This is a genomic window from Moraxella catarrhalis, from assembly GCF_001656295.1.
GTDB lineage: Bacteria > Pseudomonadota > Gammaproteobacteria > Pseudomonadales > Moraxellaceae > Moraxella > Moraxella veridica.
Window position 1 is genome coordinate 35216 of record NZ_LXHE01000017.1, and the last position, 16898, is coordinate 52113.

The 16898-nt window shown below is 43.1% G+C and carries 16 protein-coding genes; 3 read left to right on the forward strand and 13 right to left on the reverse strand.

What is annotated here, in order from left to right:
* Nucleotides 1–131: 131 nt before the first annotated feature.
* From rluB to abc-f, 10 genes are all read right to left on the reverse strand, one after another.
* On the reverse strand, nt 132–1085 hold the full coding sequence (rluB, locus tag AO382_RS07595) for a 23S rRNA pseudouridine(2605) synthase RluB (RefSeq protein WP_064619735.1): 954 nt from the start codon (nt 1083–1085) through the stop codon (nt 132–134).
* 178 nt (nt 1086–1263) lie between these two features.
* Nucleotides 1264–1830, reverse strand: coding sequence for an SMC-Scp complex subunit ScpB (gene scpB / locus AO382_RS07600; RefSeq protein ID WP_064619738.1), 567 nt, complete (start codon nt 1828–1830; stop codon nt 1264–1266).
* 26 nt (nt 1831–1856) lie between these two features.
* Nucleotides 1857–2732: a segregation and condensation protein A gene (locus AO382_RS07605; protein WP_064619741.1), complete on the reverse strand. Its 876-nt coding sequence runs from the start codon at nt 2730–2732 to the stop codon at nt 1857–1859.
* Complete coding sequence (trpS, locus tag AO382_RS07610; RefSeq protein ID WP_064619744.1) at nt 2729–3787, reverse strand: tryptophan--tRNA ligase; 1059 nt, start codon at nt 3785–3787, stop codon at nt 2729–2731. Before trpS ends, AO382_RS07605 begins: the two co-directional genes overlap by 4 nt.
* Before the next feature lie 50 nt (nt 3788–3837).
* Nucleotides 3838–4665 carry an indole-3-glycerol phosphate synthase TrpC gene (trpC, locus tag AO382_RS07615; RefSeq protein WP_064619993.1) on the reverse strand — a complete coding sequence of 276 codons (828 nt, stop codon included), beginning with the start codon at nt 4663–4665 and terminating at the stop codon, nt 3838–3840.
* A 4-nt stretch (nt 4666–4669) separates the two neighbouring features.
* On the reverse strand, nt 4670–5761 hold the full coding sequence (gene trpD / locus AO382_RS07620) for an anthranilate phosphoribosyltransferase (RefSeq protein WP_064619747.1): 1092 nt from the start codon (nt 5759–5761) through the stop codon (nt 4670–4672).
* 42 nt (nt 5762–5803) lie between these two features.
* Nucleotides 5804–6427 carry an anthranilate synthase component II gene (locus AO382_RS07625; protein ID WP_064619750.1) on the reverse strand — a complete coding sequence of 208 codons (624 nt, stop codon included), beginning with the start codon at nt 6425–6427 and terminating at the stop codon, nt 5804–5806.
* A 358-nt stretch (nt 6428–6785) separates the two neighbouring features.
* On the reverse strand, nt 6786–7169 hold the full coding sequence (gene panD, locus AO382_RS07630) for an aspartate 1-decarboxylase (RefSeq protein ID WP_049235926.1): 384 nt from the start codon (nt 7167–7169) through the stop codon (nt 6786–6788).
* A gap of 29 nt (nt 7170–7198) precedes the next feature.
* Entirely contained in the window at nt 7199–8227 is a 1029-nt protein-coding gene (locus AO382_RS07635; RefSeq protein WP_064619753.1) for a lipid A biosynthesis acyltransferase, read from the reverse strand.
* Nucleotides 8224–10173, reverse strand: a complete 1950-nt coding sequence (gene abc-f / locus AO382_RS07640) for a ribosomal protection-like ABC-F family protein (RefSeq protein WP_064619756.1) — start codon at nt 10171–10173, stop codon at nt 8224–8226. Before abc-f ends, AO382_RS07635 begins: the two co-directional genes overlap by 4 nt.
* Before the next feature lie 120 nt (nt 10174–10293).
* Here abc-f and AO382_RS07645 point away from each other — a divergent pair, with 120 nt between their 5' ends.
* Together AO382_RS07645 and AO382_RS07650 are read left to right on the forward strand one after the other, a co-directional pair.
* Nucleotides 10294–10515 (forward strand): SlyX family protein, encoded by a 222-nt coding sequence (locus AO382_RS07645; protein WP_064609921.1) that lies wholly within the window; start codon nt 10294–10296, stop codon nt 10513–10515.
* A gap of 197 nt (nt 10516–10712) precedes the next feature.
* A complete protein-coding gene (locus AO382_RS07650) occupies nt 10713–12194 on the forward strand; it encodes an outer membrane protein transport protein (RefSeq protein WP_064619759.1) in 1482 nt (493 codons plus the stop codon).
* 76 nt (nt 12195–12270) lie between these two features.
* Here AO382_RS07650 and AO382_RS07655 read toward each other — a convergent pair whose 3' ends face one another.
* The 3 genes from AO382_RS07655 to argF all read right to left on the reverse strand — a co-directional run bounded on the left by AO382_RS07655 (nt 12271) and on the right by argF (nt 15287).
* Complete coding sequence (locus AO382_RS07655) at nt 12271–13332, reverse strand: L,D-transpeptidase family protein (RefSeq protein ID WP_064619762.1); 1062 nt, start codon at nt 13330–13332, stop codon at nt 12271–12273.
* Between the two features lie 105 nt (nt 13333–13437).
* Nucleotides 13438–14139 carry an SIMPL domain-containing protein gene (locus AO382_RS07660; RefSeq protein WP_064619765.1) on the reverse strand — a complete coding sequence of 234 codons (702 nt, stop codon included), beginning with the start codon at nt 14137–14139 and terminating at the stop codon, nt 13438–13440.
* Nucleotides 14140–14363: 224 nt separating this feature from the next.
* The gene (argF, locus tag AO382_RS07665) at nt 14364–15287 is read right to left on the reverse strand and encodes an ornithine carbamoyltransferase (protein WP_064619768.1); all 924 of its coding nucleotides are present in this window, start codon (nt 15285–15287) and stop codon (nt 14364–14366) included.
* A 309-nt stretch (nt 15288–15596) separates the two neighbouring features.
* Here argF and AO382_RS07670 point away from each other — a divergent pair, with 309 nt between their 5' ends.
* Nucleotides 15597–16742, forward strand: coding sequence for a beta-ketoacyl-ACP synthase III (locus AO382_RS07670; RefSeq protein WP_064619771.1), 1146 nt, complete (start codon nt 15597–15599; stop codon nt 16740–16742).
* Nucleotides 16743–16898: the final 156 nt, after the last annotated feature.

The window sequence follows — 16898 nt, forward strand, 5'->3', positions numbered from 1 at the left end:
GTTTATAAATCAGTTTATTCAAATGGCTTTGTCATAAAATCATCATAAATGTGTGCTAATGAAAAAATTAAAACACAAAAAAAGCCGCCCAATGGCAGCTTTATGTTTTATCAATAATTTAGAATAACTAATTAAATTTGCGTAAATTTAGCGGTTTTTAGATTTGGGGTGCGTTTTTTACGCTCTTCACGGCGCTCATAAGCTTCATGCTTTTGGCGGCGGACTTCGCGAGATTTTAAAGGTTTTTTATGAATACGCGCCTGCTTTTCTTTGGCGGCAGTATTTAAGCCGGTACCCTGACGCTGACGCAGACCTACAGACTCGACAAGTTTGCCAATATCTTTGGCGTCAAGCTCAATAAAACGACCTGTGCGCAGCTCTTTGGGCAAGATGACCGTACTATATCTTGTACGAATCAGGCGAGATACTTTTAGCTCTTGGCTTTCAAACATTCGGCGAACTTCACGCTTGCGACCTTCTTTGATGGTGACGTGATACCATTTATTGACGCCGGTACCGCCGCCTTCTTTGATATCATCAAATTTAGCCATGCCATCTTCAAGCGCCACGCCTTGAGTTAGCTGACTGGCAATTTGCGGTGTGACTTCGCCCAGCACTCGCACCGCATATTCTCTGACCACTTCATTTGAAGGGTGCATCAAGCGATGCGCAAGTTCTCCATCATTGGTGAATAGCAGCAGGCCTGATGAATTGATATCTAACCGACCCACCATCACCCAGCGATCACCGGTAAGCTTAGGCAGACGATCAAATACAGTAGGGCGACCTTCAGGATCAGACGCTGAACAAATCTCGCCTTCAGGCTTATAATAGGCAATGACGCGGCGGCGTTTTTCACGCTCGGCTTTTAGGCGTACCAAGCGACCATCGACGCGTATCTCGTCAGTTAGGATAGCTCTATCGCCCAATGTGGCGACTTTGCCATTGATTGAGATGCGACCAGCTTTGATGACTTCTTCAAGTCCGCGGCGTGAGCCCAGACCCATTCTAGCGAGTAGTTTTTGTAGTTTTTCACCCACAGGCTTTTCTAGCTCAGCTGTGGTTTGTATGGTTGGGTTATTCATAAAAAATTCCAGAAAATTGGTTATAACATTATCTCAATGTGAAATATAATCGGTTCAATGATCAATGAACCTAAGTAACATTGCCCATTTAAGACGATTTGATTACCAGCTCGATAAATCGGCTACTAAACTTGCCATCATACGTGATTTATCTCATTTTGACAAGTTAATTATAAATTTATTGTCTGACTTTTAGGCGCTCAAGGTCAGGCAGAGGCGGCAGCTCATCCAAGCTATGAAGCCCAAACGCATCTAAAAATGCCTGCGTGGTATGCAATAGTGCAGGACGCCCCAAAGTGTCCTTATGCCCATTTTCAACAATCCAGCCTTTATCAAATAATTGACGCAAAATGTTGCTAGAGACTGTGACGCCCCGCACCTGTTCGATGTCTGAACGAGTGACCGGCTGTCTATAAGCAATCACGCTCAAGGTTTCAAGCAGGGCTTGACTTAAGTTTTCTAGCCGCTCAGGGAAAACCTGCTGAATTAGGCTACTATAGCTGTCTTTAATTTGCAAGCGATAGCCGCTGGCGGTCTGATTGAGTGTAAGCACGCCATGAGACAGCCGCTCTTGAAGGACAGCCAGAGCATCTTTGAGCTCACTACTACCAATCATAAGATGCTTTTTTAGGTCATTATCAGTCAGTGGCGTCTCACTGGCATGCAAAAGCACCTCAATATAACGGCTGAATGTTTCGGCTTGCTTATGTGCTTGCAAAAATTCTGTAGAAGTATTTTGGGTCATAAAGAGTCGTATGATGGTGGTGACAGTTAGTGTAGCCAATGTAGGCTTTGCTCAGCCAAATTCTGTCCGTGATTGAATATTTCGGGTGCAGATTTTGGATTGGTGGTCGAAGCTTTGGTGTGATCATTTAACTCAGATTCATCAAACCCAATTAAGCCACGCTTAATCAGCTCAAGCACAGCGACAAAACTCACCACAATGCCAATTTTACCTTGAGATTTGTCAATCAGTTCGGCAAACGTGCTCACGCCTTTTTCGCTCATTAGTCGTGTAATGCTCGCGATACGCTGAGGTAATGGCACGCTGTCTGCTTGAACGGTATGGGCGGCGGTTTCGGGACGGATTTGCATATTAACCAAGCTGTTTACCAAAATTTCAGGCGAATAATTGGGTAGCTGTTTTTGCATGGCTTCAGGACTTGGCATGCTAGCAAATGCCAAAAAAACATCTCTTTCAAGTCGAAGTAGGCGATCAATGCGCTGAGCGGCTTCTTTGATTTGTGCATATTCCTCAAGCCTTTGAATCAGTCTGGCTTTTGGGCTGGCTTCTTCATCGCTAATCTCAGGCTGGGGCAGTAATAGCTCAGATTTGATGGCAATCAGCGTACTTGCCATCAATAAATAATCGCCTGCCAGCTCAAAATATGCTTCATCCAAGTCATTGATATAGCTCAAATACTGCTCTGTGATGGGCAAAATCGCTGTCTCGGTCAAGTCAAAGTTATTTTTCTTAACCAAATATAATAAAAAGTCCAATGGTCCTGCAAACTGCTCAAGCCAAATGGCGAACGCCTGCGGTGGGATGTATAAATCCTCAGGCAAGCTCAAGACTTGCGTATCAAAAATTCTAACACTTGACTGGCTTGGTGAATTGACAGGATTTGCCTTAAGAGTATCGCTCATTTTAGCTTAGCAAGGGGCTTGATGCCAATGGCGCGGCGAGTTTTGTCCAGCTGCTTTTGTGCCTGACGACGAGCCTTAGCGGCACCCATCTGCAAAATCTCTTCAAGCTCTTTTGGATTACTCATAAGCTCTAAATAGCGAGCGCGATACGGGGCGATTTCGTCATTGATTTTATTAAATAAAATTTCCTTGGCTTCACCCCAACCTATCCCGCGGCGATAATGCGCTGCCAGTGCTTCAATCTCTTCAGGTGTCGCAAAGGCTTTGTAAATTTCAAAAATGGTGCAGTCATTTGGATCTTTTGGCTCTTCGGGGGGCTGTGAATTGGTAACAATTTGCATGACAGCCTTTTTCAGCGCCTTTTCAGGATCGACTTGCGGATTACCATCGCCAAACAGTGGAATGGTATTACCGTAGCTTTTTGACATTTTTCGTCCATCCAAACCAGTCAGTAACGGCGTATTTTCATCAACAACCGCCAAAGGCTCGGTAAATAATGGCTTATATTTAAAATTAAATGTCCCAGCGATGTCCCTTGCCATCTCGATATGCTGAATCTGATCCTTGCCCACAGGAACATGCGTGGCATTAAACATCAAAATATCAGCCGCCATTAACACAGGGTAGCCAAACAGACCCATGCTGATCCCGTAGTCAGGATCGGTATCTTCTTTGCTTAAATTGATATCAACTGCAGCTTTATAAGCATGAGCGCGGTTCATCAAACCCTTGGCGCATGAGCAGTTGAGCACCCATGCTAACTCGGGAATCTCAGGAATATCCGATTGACGATAAAAGGTGACTTTTTCAGGATCAAGTCCACACGCAATCCAAGTCGCAGCAATGGCTCGTGTCGATCGATGAATTTCATCAGGATCAAAGCACTTGATGATACCATGATAATCTGCCAAAAAGAAAAATGCATCACCCTCATGATTTTCAAAAGCTGTAGTGGCTGATGCGATCGCAGGGCGAATAGAGCCAACATAATTTCCCAGATGCGGAATGCCCGTCGTCGTGATGCCCGTCAAAATGCGTTTTTTGGTTTCGCTCATAATTTTACTCTTATTTGATGCTTAAAATTAATAAAACTAATTAAAATATATCAGATTGTCTTTAATAGATTAGATAGGGCGTCGCCTGCGTCGCCTGTCTTCATAAACTGTTCACCGATTAAAAAATGGTGAATGTGATTTTTTTGCATCAAATGAATGTCGGCGGCGTCATTGATGCCACTTTCGCTGACAACAAGTGCGTCTTGTCCAAGTTCATCAAACAGTCGCTGACAGAGGCGAATACTATGTGCCAGATCGACTTCAAAAGTATTTAAGTCACGATTATTGATGCCATAAATGTTATGCGATGATTTGGGTAGCTTGAGCGCGCGAGTCAACTCTTCATCGGTGTGAATCTCAATCAGCACATCCAAACCCAAATCTATCGCTGTTTGATGCAGATGCAAAACGGTAGCATCGTCCAAGCAAGCCATAATCAACAAAATGCAATCCGCGCCCATTGCAGCCGATTCAATAATTTGATATTCATCAACCATAAAATCTTTACGAAGTACAGGCAGGCTAACAGCATTACGGGCTTTGATCAGGTAGTCATCATGACCTTGAAAATAGTCGCGATCTGTCAGAACAGATAGGCAGGTGGCTTGGGCTTTTTGGTAGTCTTGCGCTGCTAAGACAGGATCAAAATTATGGCAAATAATGCCTTTTGAAGGTGAGGCTTTTTTGATTTCAGCGATCACGCCAATATGACCTGCCTGGATATCCACTGCCTGCAGTGCTTTGGCAAATCCGCGAGGCTTATGCGCTTTGGCAAGGTGTAATAGCTCATCTGCAGATCGGCGGGCTTTGGCAGCTGCGATTTCTTGATGCTTGGTTGCAACTATTTTTTGTAAAATGCTTGGTGTATTTGTGGTCATAATATTAGGATGATTGAGTAAATTGAGCCAGTGCATTTAGTTTATCTAAAGCATCTGAGGTGGTCATAACTTGCTTGGCAATGGCGACGCCTTCGGCATGTGTCTTGACACGACCTGCTACATAAATGGCAGCGCCTGCGTTGATGGCGATGAGATCGCGAGCCTTTAAGGTGATGTCATCAGAGGCTTTGCCGCCAAGTGCATTTTGGATGATGTCAAGGCTTTGGGCGGAGTCGGTAACATTCAGTCCATGTAAGGTCTTTGAGACGATTCCAACATCTTCGGGCTGGCAAAGATAAGTACGCACCACACCATCTTTAAGCTCAGCGACATGCGTACCTGCCGCAAGGCTAAATTCATCCAAGCCATCTTGGGAGTGTACTACCATAACATGGGTAAGACCAAGTTTATCAAAAACATACGCCAAAGGCTCGCAAAGCTCAGGGCTAAATACCCCAACCACAGCGCGCTTAACATTGGCAGGATTGGTAAGTGGACCTAAAATATTAAAAATAGTGCGAACTTTGAGCTGTCGTCGGACACCGATGGCATGGCGCATGGCAGGGTGATGATTGGGTGCAAATAAAAAGCCGATGCCAAGCGTGTTGATGGCATCAATAGTGCTCGATTTATCTATATCTAAGCGCACACCTGCAAGACTTAGCACATCCGATGAGCCTGACGAAGTCGACACGCCGCGGTTACCATGCTTGGCAATGGTCACGCCTGCCGCTGCCGCCACAAAAGCAGATGCTGTGGATACATTAAATAAATTTGAGCCATCACCACCTGTGCCGACGATATCGACTGCATGATCATCTTCGATCTTAATGGTGTCTGCAAGCTCAATCATGGTCTTGGCGCAGGCGCTGATTTCATCAATCGATTCGCCTTTTTGACGCAGCGCAATTAAAATCGCCCCCATCAAGGCATCAGGGCAGCGACCTTGCATGATAATGAGCATGACTTGGCGCATTTCATGAGCGGTAAGCTCGATATGTTTCAGTAAGCGCGCCAAAGCTTTGGTAAGTATGGCTAAAATCTCATCATCGCTCATTGAGGTGATGTATTCAGGCGTTATGGAAGTATGGGTCATGGTACTTTGCAATCATTTAAGTATAAAATTAAGTCAATATTTTTAAGCGACTTCAGGCAGGGCGTCATTATCGAGCTTTGCCAGACCACAGCGCTTTAAAAAATTATTAAATATTTGATAGCCGTGTTCGCTCAAAATGGATTCAGGATGAAATTGCACGCCTTCTACATCAAGCGACTTATGACGCACGCCCATGATTTCTTGTAATGAGCCGTCAGGATTATTTGTCCAAGCGGTGGCTTCTAAACAGTCGGGCAGGGTGGCTTTATCAATCACCAATGAATGATAGCGCGTGGCATTAAAAGGATTTGGAATATCAGCAAAAACGCCTTGATTAGTATGGTGGACAGCTGACAGGCGCCCATGCATCACTTCGCCAGCACGCACAACTTGACCGCCAAAAGCTTGTCCAATGGCTTGATGACCCAAGCAAACGCCCAAAATTGGAATTTTTCCTGATAATTTTTCTAAAATTTCAAGCGTGACGCCCGCTTCACTTGGACTGCATGGACCAGGACCCAAAACAATCGCTTGGGGCGCAAGCTCAATGATTTGATCTAAAGTGGTTTCATCGTTCCGCCAAACGGTAATCTCTTGTTGAAGCTCTCCAAAGTACTGAACAATATTATAAGTAAAGCTACAGTAGTTATCGATCATCAGTATCATGCTTGCATTCCTTGGTGCTTGATATTATGAGTATCTCATCGAATAAATTGGCTATTTTAGCACGATGAGGCGACGGTTAAAAGTCAAATATCCCAAAACCGCATGCGCCAGATATCGCTGATAAATTAATTCAGACTTGCTGCCACTAAGCGTTTTATTACATGAGCTGGTTTGGTTAAATAGTTTAAAAATTAATCTTAATCAAAATAACCAATAATTAAGCTAAATCAGACAAATGCTGACCTGTCAATCGGCTTTCAAGGTGATTAAATAAGCACTAATTTATAAGCTAGCTAAAGCAGCCTATTTACAAACAGCAAGGCGGTGATGATGGCCGCCTTCTATGAGAGATTTTTAATTACCATACCGTATTGGCGGGCTCATAATGCAGCACATCGGTGATGTGATTGTTCGCATCGACAAGTACCACATTGGGCTGATGTGTCTGAGCTTCACTGTCATTCATCATCAGGTAATTCATAATAATAATGACATCGCCTGGCTGCACCTTACGCGCGGCAGCACCATTTAGACACACCACACCGCTACCACGCTCACCTGCGATGGTATAAGTTTCAAATCGTTCACCATTGTTATTGTTAACGATACTGACTTTTTCATTCACCAAAATACCTGCAGCATCCAACAAATCAACATCAACGGTGATGCTGCCAACATAGTTTAGATTGGCTTGGGTAACGGTGGCGCGGTGAATTTTACCGCCCAAAAGAGTGCGAATCATAGCTTTAGTTTCCAAATCAAAGATTAATGTTAATAGTAGTTGGTGTCATCGGCTTGGTTTTTAAAGCGGCGATGAAACCACATCCACTGACTGATGTCTTTTTTGATGCTAGACTCAATCAAGCGATTGATGCGCTCAGCGTCTGCCACTTCGTCAGCACTTGGATAATGTTCTAAAGCGGCGCTTAGACTAATATGATAATGCGGGCGACGACCGCTTAGGATATGATCAGGGGTTTGTCTGAGCATATCCATCATGATGACTGCAGGGGGATTGGTTTTATCGCCCAGTTTTGCAAGGCGGCGCTGAGCGGTAATTGTCGCCGCGGGCACACCAAAAAAAGTTGCCATCACGCCATGCTCAAGACCAAAATCTTGATCAGGCGAGTACCAAATCACACGACCTTGCTTGATGCGTGTGATGAGCTTTTTCATATCGCGGTTTGAGATTTGTTCATCGAAGATTCGGCGACGCGCGTTATAAATAAACCATTCAAGCAAAGGATTATTTTGTGGGCGATACACACAGTCCGCCGCAAAAAATTGTGTACATAGCCGACCTCCCAAATCAAGTGTGGTATAGTGCCCGCCTAGTAAAATCACCGCTTTGCCTTGCTGCTGTGCGCTAATTAGATGGTGCAGGCCTGAGATGCTAAACGTGCGCTTAAAAACATTGGGCCGAAACCATGCGCATAAACTTTCAAAAATACCAATGCCTTGGTTGATGAATACCTGCCTTGCGACTGATAAGCGCTCCAAATCTGACTGATTGGGAAAAGCAAGCTTTAGATTCGTGAGCGTATCTTGGACACGGCTTTTGGATAATTTAAAGGCTAAAATCCCAATGCGCTTACCGATCCAAAATTGCCAACGAAGCGGCAAATAGATTAGGGGTAAAATTAAGACAGAACCCAACCAAAACCCCCAATATTTAGGGTGTAAAAATTGCCACTCAAATGATTTGGGCTTGGCTTGGCTTGTCTGCTTGTGAGTGTCTGTCAGACTTGGCATATCTTTGATTGAAGGCATTGTGGACTTGCTTTTGTTAGGGTAGCTCATTTGATAATACTCTCAAGCTCATCCCATCTTTCAAGCTTTGTCATCAAAAGCTCATCGATCTGTGCCAAGCGCTCACTGGCTTTGGTTGCGGCTGCCAAATCGGTGTTAAACCATGAACCATCTTCAAGCTTGGCAGCCAGTGTTGACTGCTCATGTTCAAGCATGGCAATCTCATCAGGCAAGCTGTCCAATTCGCGCTGCTCTTTGTAGCTGAGCTTGCGTTTTGGTGCGGTATTTGGGGCGCTTGGCTTGGGTTGAGTAGCAGGCTCGGCTTTATCATCTTTTGGAGGATTAGACGGACTCACGGGCTGACTGGCAAGCCATCTTTGGTGCTGCTCAAGATAATCTTGATACCCGCCAACATATTCCAAAACCACACCATCACCATATCTGTCGGTGTCAAATACCCAAGTTTGGGTGACGACATTATCCATAAATGCACGGTCATGGCTGATGAGCAATACCGTGCCTTCAAAATTCACCACAAAATCTTCCAAAAGCTCAAGCGTTGCCATGTCCAAATCATTGGTCGGCTCGTCAAGGACTAACACATTGGCAGGTTTTAATAATAATTTGGCTAATAAAACGCGTGCTTTTTCGCCCCCTGACAGCGCCTTAACGGGAGTTCGAGCACGATTTGGTGTGAATAAAAAATCTTGCAAATACCCCAAAATATGCGTCTTTCGTCCACCTGCTTCAACATGATCGGAGCCTTCTGAAACATTGTCCGCGACGGATTTTTCAAGATCCAAATCATCTTTTAGCTGATCAAAAAAAGCGATATTAAGATTGGTGCCAAGCTTAACCGAACCTGCTTGAATCGCTGAATTATCCAGTCCCAAGATGCTTTTGATCAACGTGGTTTTGCCAACGCCATTTTTGCCAATGATGCCGACCTTATCACCGCGAAGCAGTACGGTCGAAAACTCCTTAACTAAGGTTTTATTTTCGTATTCTAAAGTTAAGTGATTGACTTCACAAACAATTTTTCCAGATTTTTCGCTACTATTTTGGCTAATTTGGACATTGCCCACGACATCGCGACGCGCTTTTCTCTCTTCGCGCATGGCTTTTAGAGCGCGGACGCGACCTTCATTGCGAGTGCGACGTGCTTTGATGCCTTGGCGAATCCAAGCTTCTTCTTGGGCAAGTTTTTTATCAAATTCGGCAAAAGATTTTTCTTCACTAGCAAGCTCAAGGGCTTTTAATTCTTGATAGCGAGCGTAGCCGCCAACACCTTGATTAACATCATAACTAGACAGCTGACCGCGATCAAGCTCAACGATGCGAGTGGCTAGCGCATCTACAAATCTTCTGTCATGAGTAATGAATAAGACGGTCAATCGCTCATTTAATAAAAATTTTTCAAGCCAGTCGATGCTTTCAATATCCAAATGGTTAGTCGGTTCATCCAGCAGTAGCACATCTGGATTTGTTACCAGTGCGCGAGCTAGTAGCACACGGCGCTTACGTCCACCTGATAATTCAGAAAGGCAGGCATCTGCTTCGAGCCCCATGCTATCAATCAGTGCGCGCGCTCTGCGCTCAAAATCCCAACCGTGCAGCGCATCTAAGGTTTGCTGAAGTTGGCTCATGGCTTGGCAAGCATCGGTATTACCTGAGGCACAGTCGATACTGGCAAGCTGATAAGATTTGAGCGCCTGAGCGACCTTAGCATCACCGCCCATCACCACATCAAGCACGCTGGCTGACTCATTTGGCACATCTTGAGCCAGCATGGCGATCTTTGTGCCATCTTTGATCAAAACTTCGCCATCATCGGCTTGTATTTGACGTATAATAAGCTTAAATAAGGTCGATTTACCTTCTCCGTTTCGTCCAATTAAGCAAACGCGTTCACCCAGTTCAAGACTGAAATTAACGCCATCTAAAATCGGAGCAACGCCAAACGCCAAATGTATATTTTTTAATTGAATCAAAGCCATAAAAGTGTATTGATACTATAATAAATGAATTGACTATCATATCAAATTTTTAAGCATAAATGGTGTGTTATGTCGTAAAATAAGCCATTTGATTGTGTAATTTAATCATTAGGTGGATTTATGTCAAAAATTAACGACTCAGCTTTGGTCGAGCTTCAAACTCGGATCAGCTTTTTGGAAGATACCTGTGATCGATTGAGCGAAATCATCGCTCGCCAAGACCGTGAATTGATCGATTTACAAGATCAGCTAAAAATAATTTATCAGCAAATCCAGACTAAAACTGACGATGTCGGCATTGCACCATTTGATGTGATGGCGGATAGACCGCCACATTATTAAGTCGTAGGGATTTGGCTGAAAAAAATCGGTTGTGGTAAAAAATAAATTAAAAATTGTAAAAAAATGGGCATATTTCGCTTGTTTTGTGATTAAATTTCATTTAAGATACAAACGTGTAAGACTTTTTGTACTGTTCTATAATAAGAAAGTATAGACAGTTTTGCATATTTCTAAGGACTGATCTTTTGGAGAAAATAATGAGCTTAAAATTTGGATATAAAGCGCTCAGCTTAGCCGTCATCTCAACATTAACCGCTACAGCAGCTCATGCTGCAGGTCTAGACCGTTCAGGTCAGGATATCACCGCATTCTTACAAGAAGGCACCTATGCAGAAACTGTCTACACCTATATTGACGCTGATGTAACAGGTAAGGACACTTTGGGCAGAGATACTGGTGACGCTGCTGAAGCTTATGATTTTTTCCGTTATGGCGTTAAAGCAGACATCAACGACACCTTTAGTGTGGGTGTGCTGTACGATGAGCCATTTGGTGCAGCGGTTCAGTATGAAGGTAATAGTAATTTTGTCACTGAAAGCGCTGATTCTGCTTATGCTGCCTTGGTTGCAGGCACACCTTTGGCGCTTAAACCCAGAGCTGAAATCGTAAAGACTGCTCAACAATACCAAAATGCTGGTAGTCTGATCAAGAAAGGAATTGCCAGTTTTGTCAAAAAAGATTTAACCGAAGCTGCCAAACTACAAATCCGTGCCCAAAATCCAAACTTACCTGCTAATCAAGTCAATGAATTGGCTAGAAAAGCGGTTACTGACGAAGTTGTTGCAGATGCATTGACCAAAATCGTCGCTGTCGGCAATATTGCAAAAACTGCTGAAACTCACGAAGGTCAAGGTACCAACGTAGAGATTCGCACCAATAATTTAACCATGTTAGTCGGTGCCAAATTGGGTGCTAATAAAAATTTCCAAATCTATGGCGGTCCTGTGGCTCAAAGAGTTAAGGGTGAGGTTCATTTGCGTGGTCCTGCTTATCAAGTCATGACGGGCTATGATGCCAAAATCGCGACAGATACTGAAGTGGGCTGGGCGGCAGGTTTGGCATTTTATAAACCCGAAATTGCCCTAAAAGCAGCTTTAACCTATCGCTCTGAGATTGAGCATGACTCTGAAATTACCGAAACCATTCCTGTAACTGGTTATCAGGGCACAAAAGACTTTAAAGTTACGTTGCCAGAATCATGGAACTTAGACTTCCAAACTGGTGTAAATCCAACAACGCTATTAACTGCCAAAGTGCGCTATGTGCCATGGTCTGATTTTGACATTCGCCCAACACAATATACAGAAACTACAAAACTTCGTTATCCACAGGGTTTACCAATCGTTAGCTATGATAAAGACCAGTGGTCGGCTGAAGTTGGTTTGGGTAAGCGTGTGACTGACCGATTGGCAGTTTCGGGTGCGGTAGGCTGGGATAGTGGTGCGGGCAATCCTACAAGCACATTAGGACCAATTAAAGGATACTATTCACTGGGCCTAGGTGCGCGTTATAACTTCACACCTGAATGGTCGCTGTCTTTAGGCGGTAAATACTTTAAATTTGGTGATGCAGACGCTCGTATTCCTCCACAAGTGGCCGATAATGCTGGCACATCAGGTCGTTTCGAGGATAATGACGGCTATGCTGTGGGTGTTAAATTGGCTTATCACGCCAAGTAATTTAAGCAATCCCATTAAACAGAAAAATAAAAATAGCTTGAATATTTTCAAGCTATTTTTATTGGTTGGTTAAAAATTAACGAATCTCAACTGTCGCACCATTTTCGATGACAGCGACCAATTCTAGCACATCCCAATTGGTCAGACGAATGCAGCCCAGCGACGATTGTCGACTAATGCCCTCTGGTATGGGCGAACCATGAATACCATAGCTGGGTTTATTTAATCCCATCCAAACCACACCGACAGGACTGTTTGGTCCTGGTGGTAAATAATAGACTTTTTTGTCTTCGCCCTCACGATTGACCGTCGCCTTGTAAGTCGGCATTTTGACTTTATTGATGATTTTGTACTTACCGCCTGGCGTTGTGCTTGCCTCACCGCCAACCGTCGTTGGGTAAGTGGCGACAAGCTGATCTTCATGATAAGCATATAAAATCTTATCCTTACGATCGGCAACCACACGCGTAACAACGCCCTCAAATGGCTTGCCAGTATTAATCACCGTAATGCTTTCGCCAGCGACAAAGCGTTTATTTGGATTGAGTTTTTTTAGGTATGCCACATCCATATGAAATCTTTCGCCAAGCATCTCTTGAATACTTTCATAGCCTAAAGCTTTTAACTTTGAACGAGATTCTGCATCATTGGGTAGGGTTTTATAAGGACCTTTAGCATCAGCTTCGGTAATGGTATAACTGACCAAGACTGGCTGATCGGCAGGAACGTCACCAATCAATGCATCCCAAGTCGCTTGATTCATCTTACCAGTCGGTTCCAAACCTTTGATTTTTTGAAAGTTTGTCAATGCCTTTTTGGAATTCATGCCCCAACCACCATCAATAGGACCAGGGGAGACATGATTCCAATCAAGCAATACTTGCATTTTTACGGTCATGGCGGTATTGACTTTCATATTTTCTGTCCAAACCGACTCATTGACACGGCGAGCATATTCATCCAAACCATGGATAGTAGTGCGCTTACCACCTTGTTCGATGCTGTTGATTGTGCTGTTATCACTTTGGGCTTGGATAACCACCTCGCCAGATACGATGTCACCATCAGTATTTGCGTGGGCTGCGCTGATCATTAGTAGGCTTACGATAGCCAGGCTTAAGGGTTTAATGAATGTCATAATAAATCCTAAAAAATATTTTCACCATTATATCACGACCAAAAACCCACCACAATTTTTAACATTGCTGGTGGATTTTTTGGTGGATAAGGTTTTGGGGTTAAATTATTTATCAACTTCAATGGTGCCATTGGCTGAATAATTCAGCGTCGTTGTCCCTGCTTCCAAATTTTGAGCAGGAATACTTGCATCAGATGCATCCGCAAACTTTGCAGTTGCCATGACAGGCATGGGATGGTAATAATTATTGCTACCCAAGCTAACCTTGACAATCTTATAGCTATTGGCGCCAAAAGCTTGGCTAATAATTTGTGCATCACTAGTAAAGCGAGCAATCGCTTGTAGCTTCAAGCGTTTTTCTTCAGAATCGAGAAGCTCCTTAGAAACGCCAAAGCCAATATTTTGAATCACTAAAATGGACTGTAAGTCGGCTATGAGCTGACTTGCTTTTTCAAAATCATTGCTTTTGATATTCAAAGATGCCGTACCTGTAAAGCCAACAATTTTAGAGCTATTGTTGGCGTATCTTGGGTAAGTGCTTTGTCTACCGGTCGTAACGACGACTTCTGGATAGCGTTTAGCGATTTGCATTGCCGCATTGATGCTATTGTTCAATTCCTTGGCGATCGCAGCAGCTGTCGAAGCTTGAGCAGTTTTGGTCATGACTGCGTGCATTTCATCATTGGCAATTTCACTTTTGACTTCGGTGCTAAAGCTGACGCGATTGTATTCTTCAGCTTGCGCTGGCATGACAAAGGCGCTTGCAATTAATGCAGAGCTAAATAAAGTAAAGGGAATTTTTGTCATTTTTTCAAATCTCGCCAAACAGTTGAATAAACAGTTATAAAATTATCAACTGATACTTATACAAAGTATAGCTATCATTATAAAACTTATTTTATTTTAATTTGTATCTGACTTTAATAAGATTTGTAAAATTATACTAATACCGCGCTCATTTAACATGGTTGACTTAAAACAGCATAGCCATTTGCTAGCTAATTGGACTTTACCTAAGAATCATCTTGCATTTATGAATTTAGATTAATTTTGTCTTTAAGAAGAAATTCCATCAGCGCTTTTTGGGCATGCAGTCGATTTTCGGCTTCATCCCAAACCACAGAACGGGGATCGTTCAACAGATCAAAGCTGATTTCCTCGCCACGATGGGCAGGTAAGCAGTGCATGAATAAGACGTCAGGATCGGCTTTATCAAGCATGGCAGGGCTGACCTGATAAGGGGCGAATCGGCGCGCACGGGTCATTTGCTCAGATTCTTGACCCATGCTTGCCCACACATCGGTAGCAATCAGATGTGCACCTTTAGCAGCCTCTTGAGGGTCTTCAACATAGGTGACGCAGTGGCTGTATTCTTCGATGAGGTCAGGGTTGGGCTCAAATCCATATGGCGCTGTCACACGCAGCTGAAAGCCGAATTGATGAGCTGCCAAAATATAAGAGGCACACATATTATTGCCATCACCGACCCAAGTGACAGTTTTGCCTTTGATACTGCCTCGATGCTCATGAAAGGTCTGCATATCAGCAAGCAACTGGCACGGATGAAAATCATCAGTCAACGCATTAATCACAGGTACAGATGAATGCTTGCAAAATAAATCCAGCTTGGCATGCTCAAAAGTGCGAATCATGATGATATCAACCATGCTTGAAATCACTTTGGCGGAGTCTTCGATAGGCTCGCCTCGACCAAGCTGCGTATCTTTGGGCGATAAAAAGATGGCATGACCACCAAATTGACCCATACCAGCCTCAAAAGAGATGCGTGTGCGAGTTGAAGATTTTTCAAAAATCATGCCAAGCGTACGCCCCACAAACGGACGATAAATCTCGCCACACTGCTGCATTTGACGCAGCTCACTTGCACGGCTGATGATAGCCTCAAGCTCGGCAGGCGTCATATCTAAAAGATTACGAAAATGGCGTACGCTCATGATGAAATATTCCTTTAACAATCAGGGCAAATTTGTAGTATAGCACTGGATATGGGGCTTGGCTATCATCTAACGATAATTTGTTTTTTGAGTGATACGGGTTGTGATGTTTAAGAAATTTGCCAAATGATCGTAACTCACTGAAAATTAATTATTTATTTTGATTTGGCAAATATTTTATGTAAACAAGCGTATATTTTTACAACTCGTTACATTTATTTGTGATAAAATTATTGAGATTAAAAATTTACCAAAAGGATATGCCATGGGTTTTATCCATGCTAAGCCAATGATGACTAGGAGTAATTTATGGGAATTTATTTAACGGCAACAGGTCTTTATAAGCCTGCTTATCAAATTAGCAATGATGAGTTGGTGGCTGCATTTAATACTTATGTTGATAATTATAATGCCGAACACGCTAAGGCAATCGCAGCAGGTGATAAGGTTGCACTTCAGCACTCATCAAGCGAATTCATCGAAAAGGCATCTGGTATCAAATCTCGTTATGTGATTGATAAAAAAGGAATTTTAGACCCCAAAATTATGGCACCCATTTTTCCTGCTCGCAAGCTTGGTGAGGAGCTGTCCGTGATGGCAGAGATGGGTTTGGCAGCACTCAAAGATGCTTTGGCAAGTGCTGATCTGACGGCTGATGAACTAGATGGTATTATTTGTGCATCATCAAATTTCCAGCGTTGCTATCCTGCCATTGCCATCGAGATTCAACATGCCATCGGTATGCAGCATGGCTTTGCTTATGATATGAATGTGGCTTGTAGTGCGGCGACTTTTGGCATTGCCCAAGCGGTAGGCAGTATCAAAGCAGGACTTGGTAAAAAAATCGCCGTGCTAAATGTTGAAATTACCTCAGCACATCTTAATTGGCGTAATCGTGATAGCCACTTTATTTTTGGTGATGTGGCGGCTGCGACGATTGTTGAGGAATTGTCAACCCCAAAAGGTTATGAAATTCTTGATAGTAAGCTATATACACAATTTTCTGCCAATATCAAAAATGAGTACGGTTTTATGGATCGTAGCGAGTTTTTGGCAGCAGATACACAAATGTATGCAGACATCAAAGAGCCAGTTACTGATAAGCTTTTCTTACAAGAAGGGCGTAAGGTATTCCGTGAAGTTTGCCCCAAAGTTTCAGAAATCATTACCACGCATTTGATCGAAAATAACTTATCAGCCGATCAAATTAAGCGTATGTGGCTACATCAAGCCAATATTAATATGATTGATTTGATTTTGCGTACGGTTGTTGGAAAAGATGCAGATAAATCTATTGCACCTGTTGTCATTGCAGAATATGGCAATACCAGCTCAGCGAGCCCTGTGGTAGCATTCCATGAAACTCAAGAAGGTGTTGAAAGCGAAGATCTATGCGTAATGTGTTCTTTTGGTGCTGGTTATTCAATTGGATCGGTGTTACTCAAAAAAGTATAAAATTATAATTCATTATTAATTTAATATATTAATTAATAAGACCAATCAAAAGCATCCCCTCTATCAGTTGGGATGCTTTAGATATTTTGCATATAAATTAATTGCAGCGGATCGATTGTTATATTAATTAAAAATACGATCAATAAATTTAGGTAG

Coding starts and splice junctions, on each gene's coding strand:
- rluB (WP_064619735.1), bottom strand. CDS start 1,085: ATGAATAACCCAACCATACAAACCACAGCTGAGCTAGAAAAGCCTGTG.
- AO382_RS07635 (WP_064619753.1), bottom strand. CDS start 8,227: ATGAGCTACCCTAACAAAAGCAAGTCCACAATGCCTTCAATCAAAGAT.
- AO382_RS07670 (WP_064619771.1), top strand. CDS start 15,597: ATGGGAATTTATTTAACGGCAACAGGTCTTTATAAGCCTGCTTATCAA.
- AO382_RS07645 (WP_064609921.1), top strand. CDS start 10,294: ATGTCAAAAATTAACGACTCAGCTTTGGTCGAGCTTCAAACTCGGATC.
- AO382_RS07625 (WP_064619750.1), bottom strand. CDS start 6,427: ATGATACTGATGATCGATAACTACTGTAGCTTTACTTATAATATTGTT.
- AO382_RS07605 (WP_064619741.1), bottom strand. CDS start 2,732: ATGAGCGATACTCTTAAGGCAAATCCTGTCAATTCACCAAGCCAGTCA.
- trpD (WP_064619747.1), bottom strand. CDS start 5,761: ATGACCCATACTTCCATAACGCCTGAATACATCACCTCAATGAGCGAT.
- trpS (WP_064619744.1), bottom strand. CDS start 3,787: ATGAGCGAAACCAAAAAACGCATTTTGACGGGCATCACGACGACGGGC.
- panD (WP_049235926.1), bottom strand. CDS start 7,169: ATGATTCGCACTCTTTTGGGCGGTAAAATTCACCGCGCCACCGTTACC.
- argF (WP_064619768.1), bottom strand. CDS start 15,287: ATGAGCGTACGCCATTTTCGTAATCTTTTAGATATGACGCCTGCCGAG.
- AO382_RS07655 (WP_064619762.1), bottom strand. CDS start 13,332: ATGACATTCATTAAACCCTTAAGCCTGGCTATCGTAAGCCTACTAATG.
- scpB (WP_064619738.1), bottom strand. CDS start 1,830: ATGACCCAAAATACTTCTACAGAATTTTTGCAAGCACATAAGCAAGCC.
- trpC (WP_064619993.1), bottom strand. CDS start 4,665: ATGACCACAAATACACCAAGCATTTTACAAAAAATAGTTGCAACCAAG.
- AO382_RS07650 (WP_064619759.1), top strand. CDS start 10,713: ATGAGCTTAAAATTTGGATATAAAGCGCTCAGCTTAGCCGTCATCTCA.
- abc-f (WP_064619756.1), bottom strand. CDS start 10,173: ATGGCTTTGATTCAATTAAAAAATATACATTTGGCGTTTGGCGTTGCT.
- AO382_RS07660 (WP_064619765.1), bottom strand. CDS start 14,139: ATGACAAAAATTCCCTTTACTTTATTTAGCTCTGCATTAATTGCAAGC.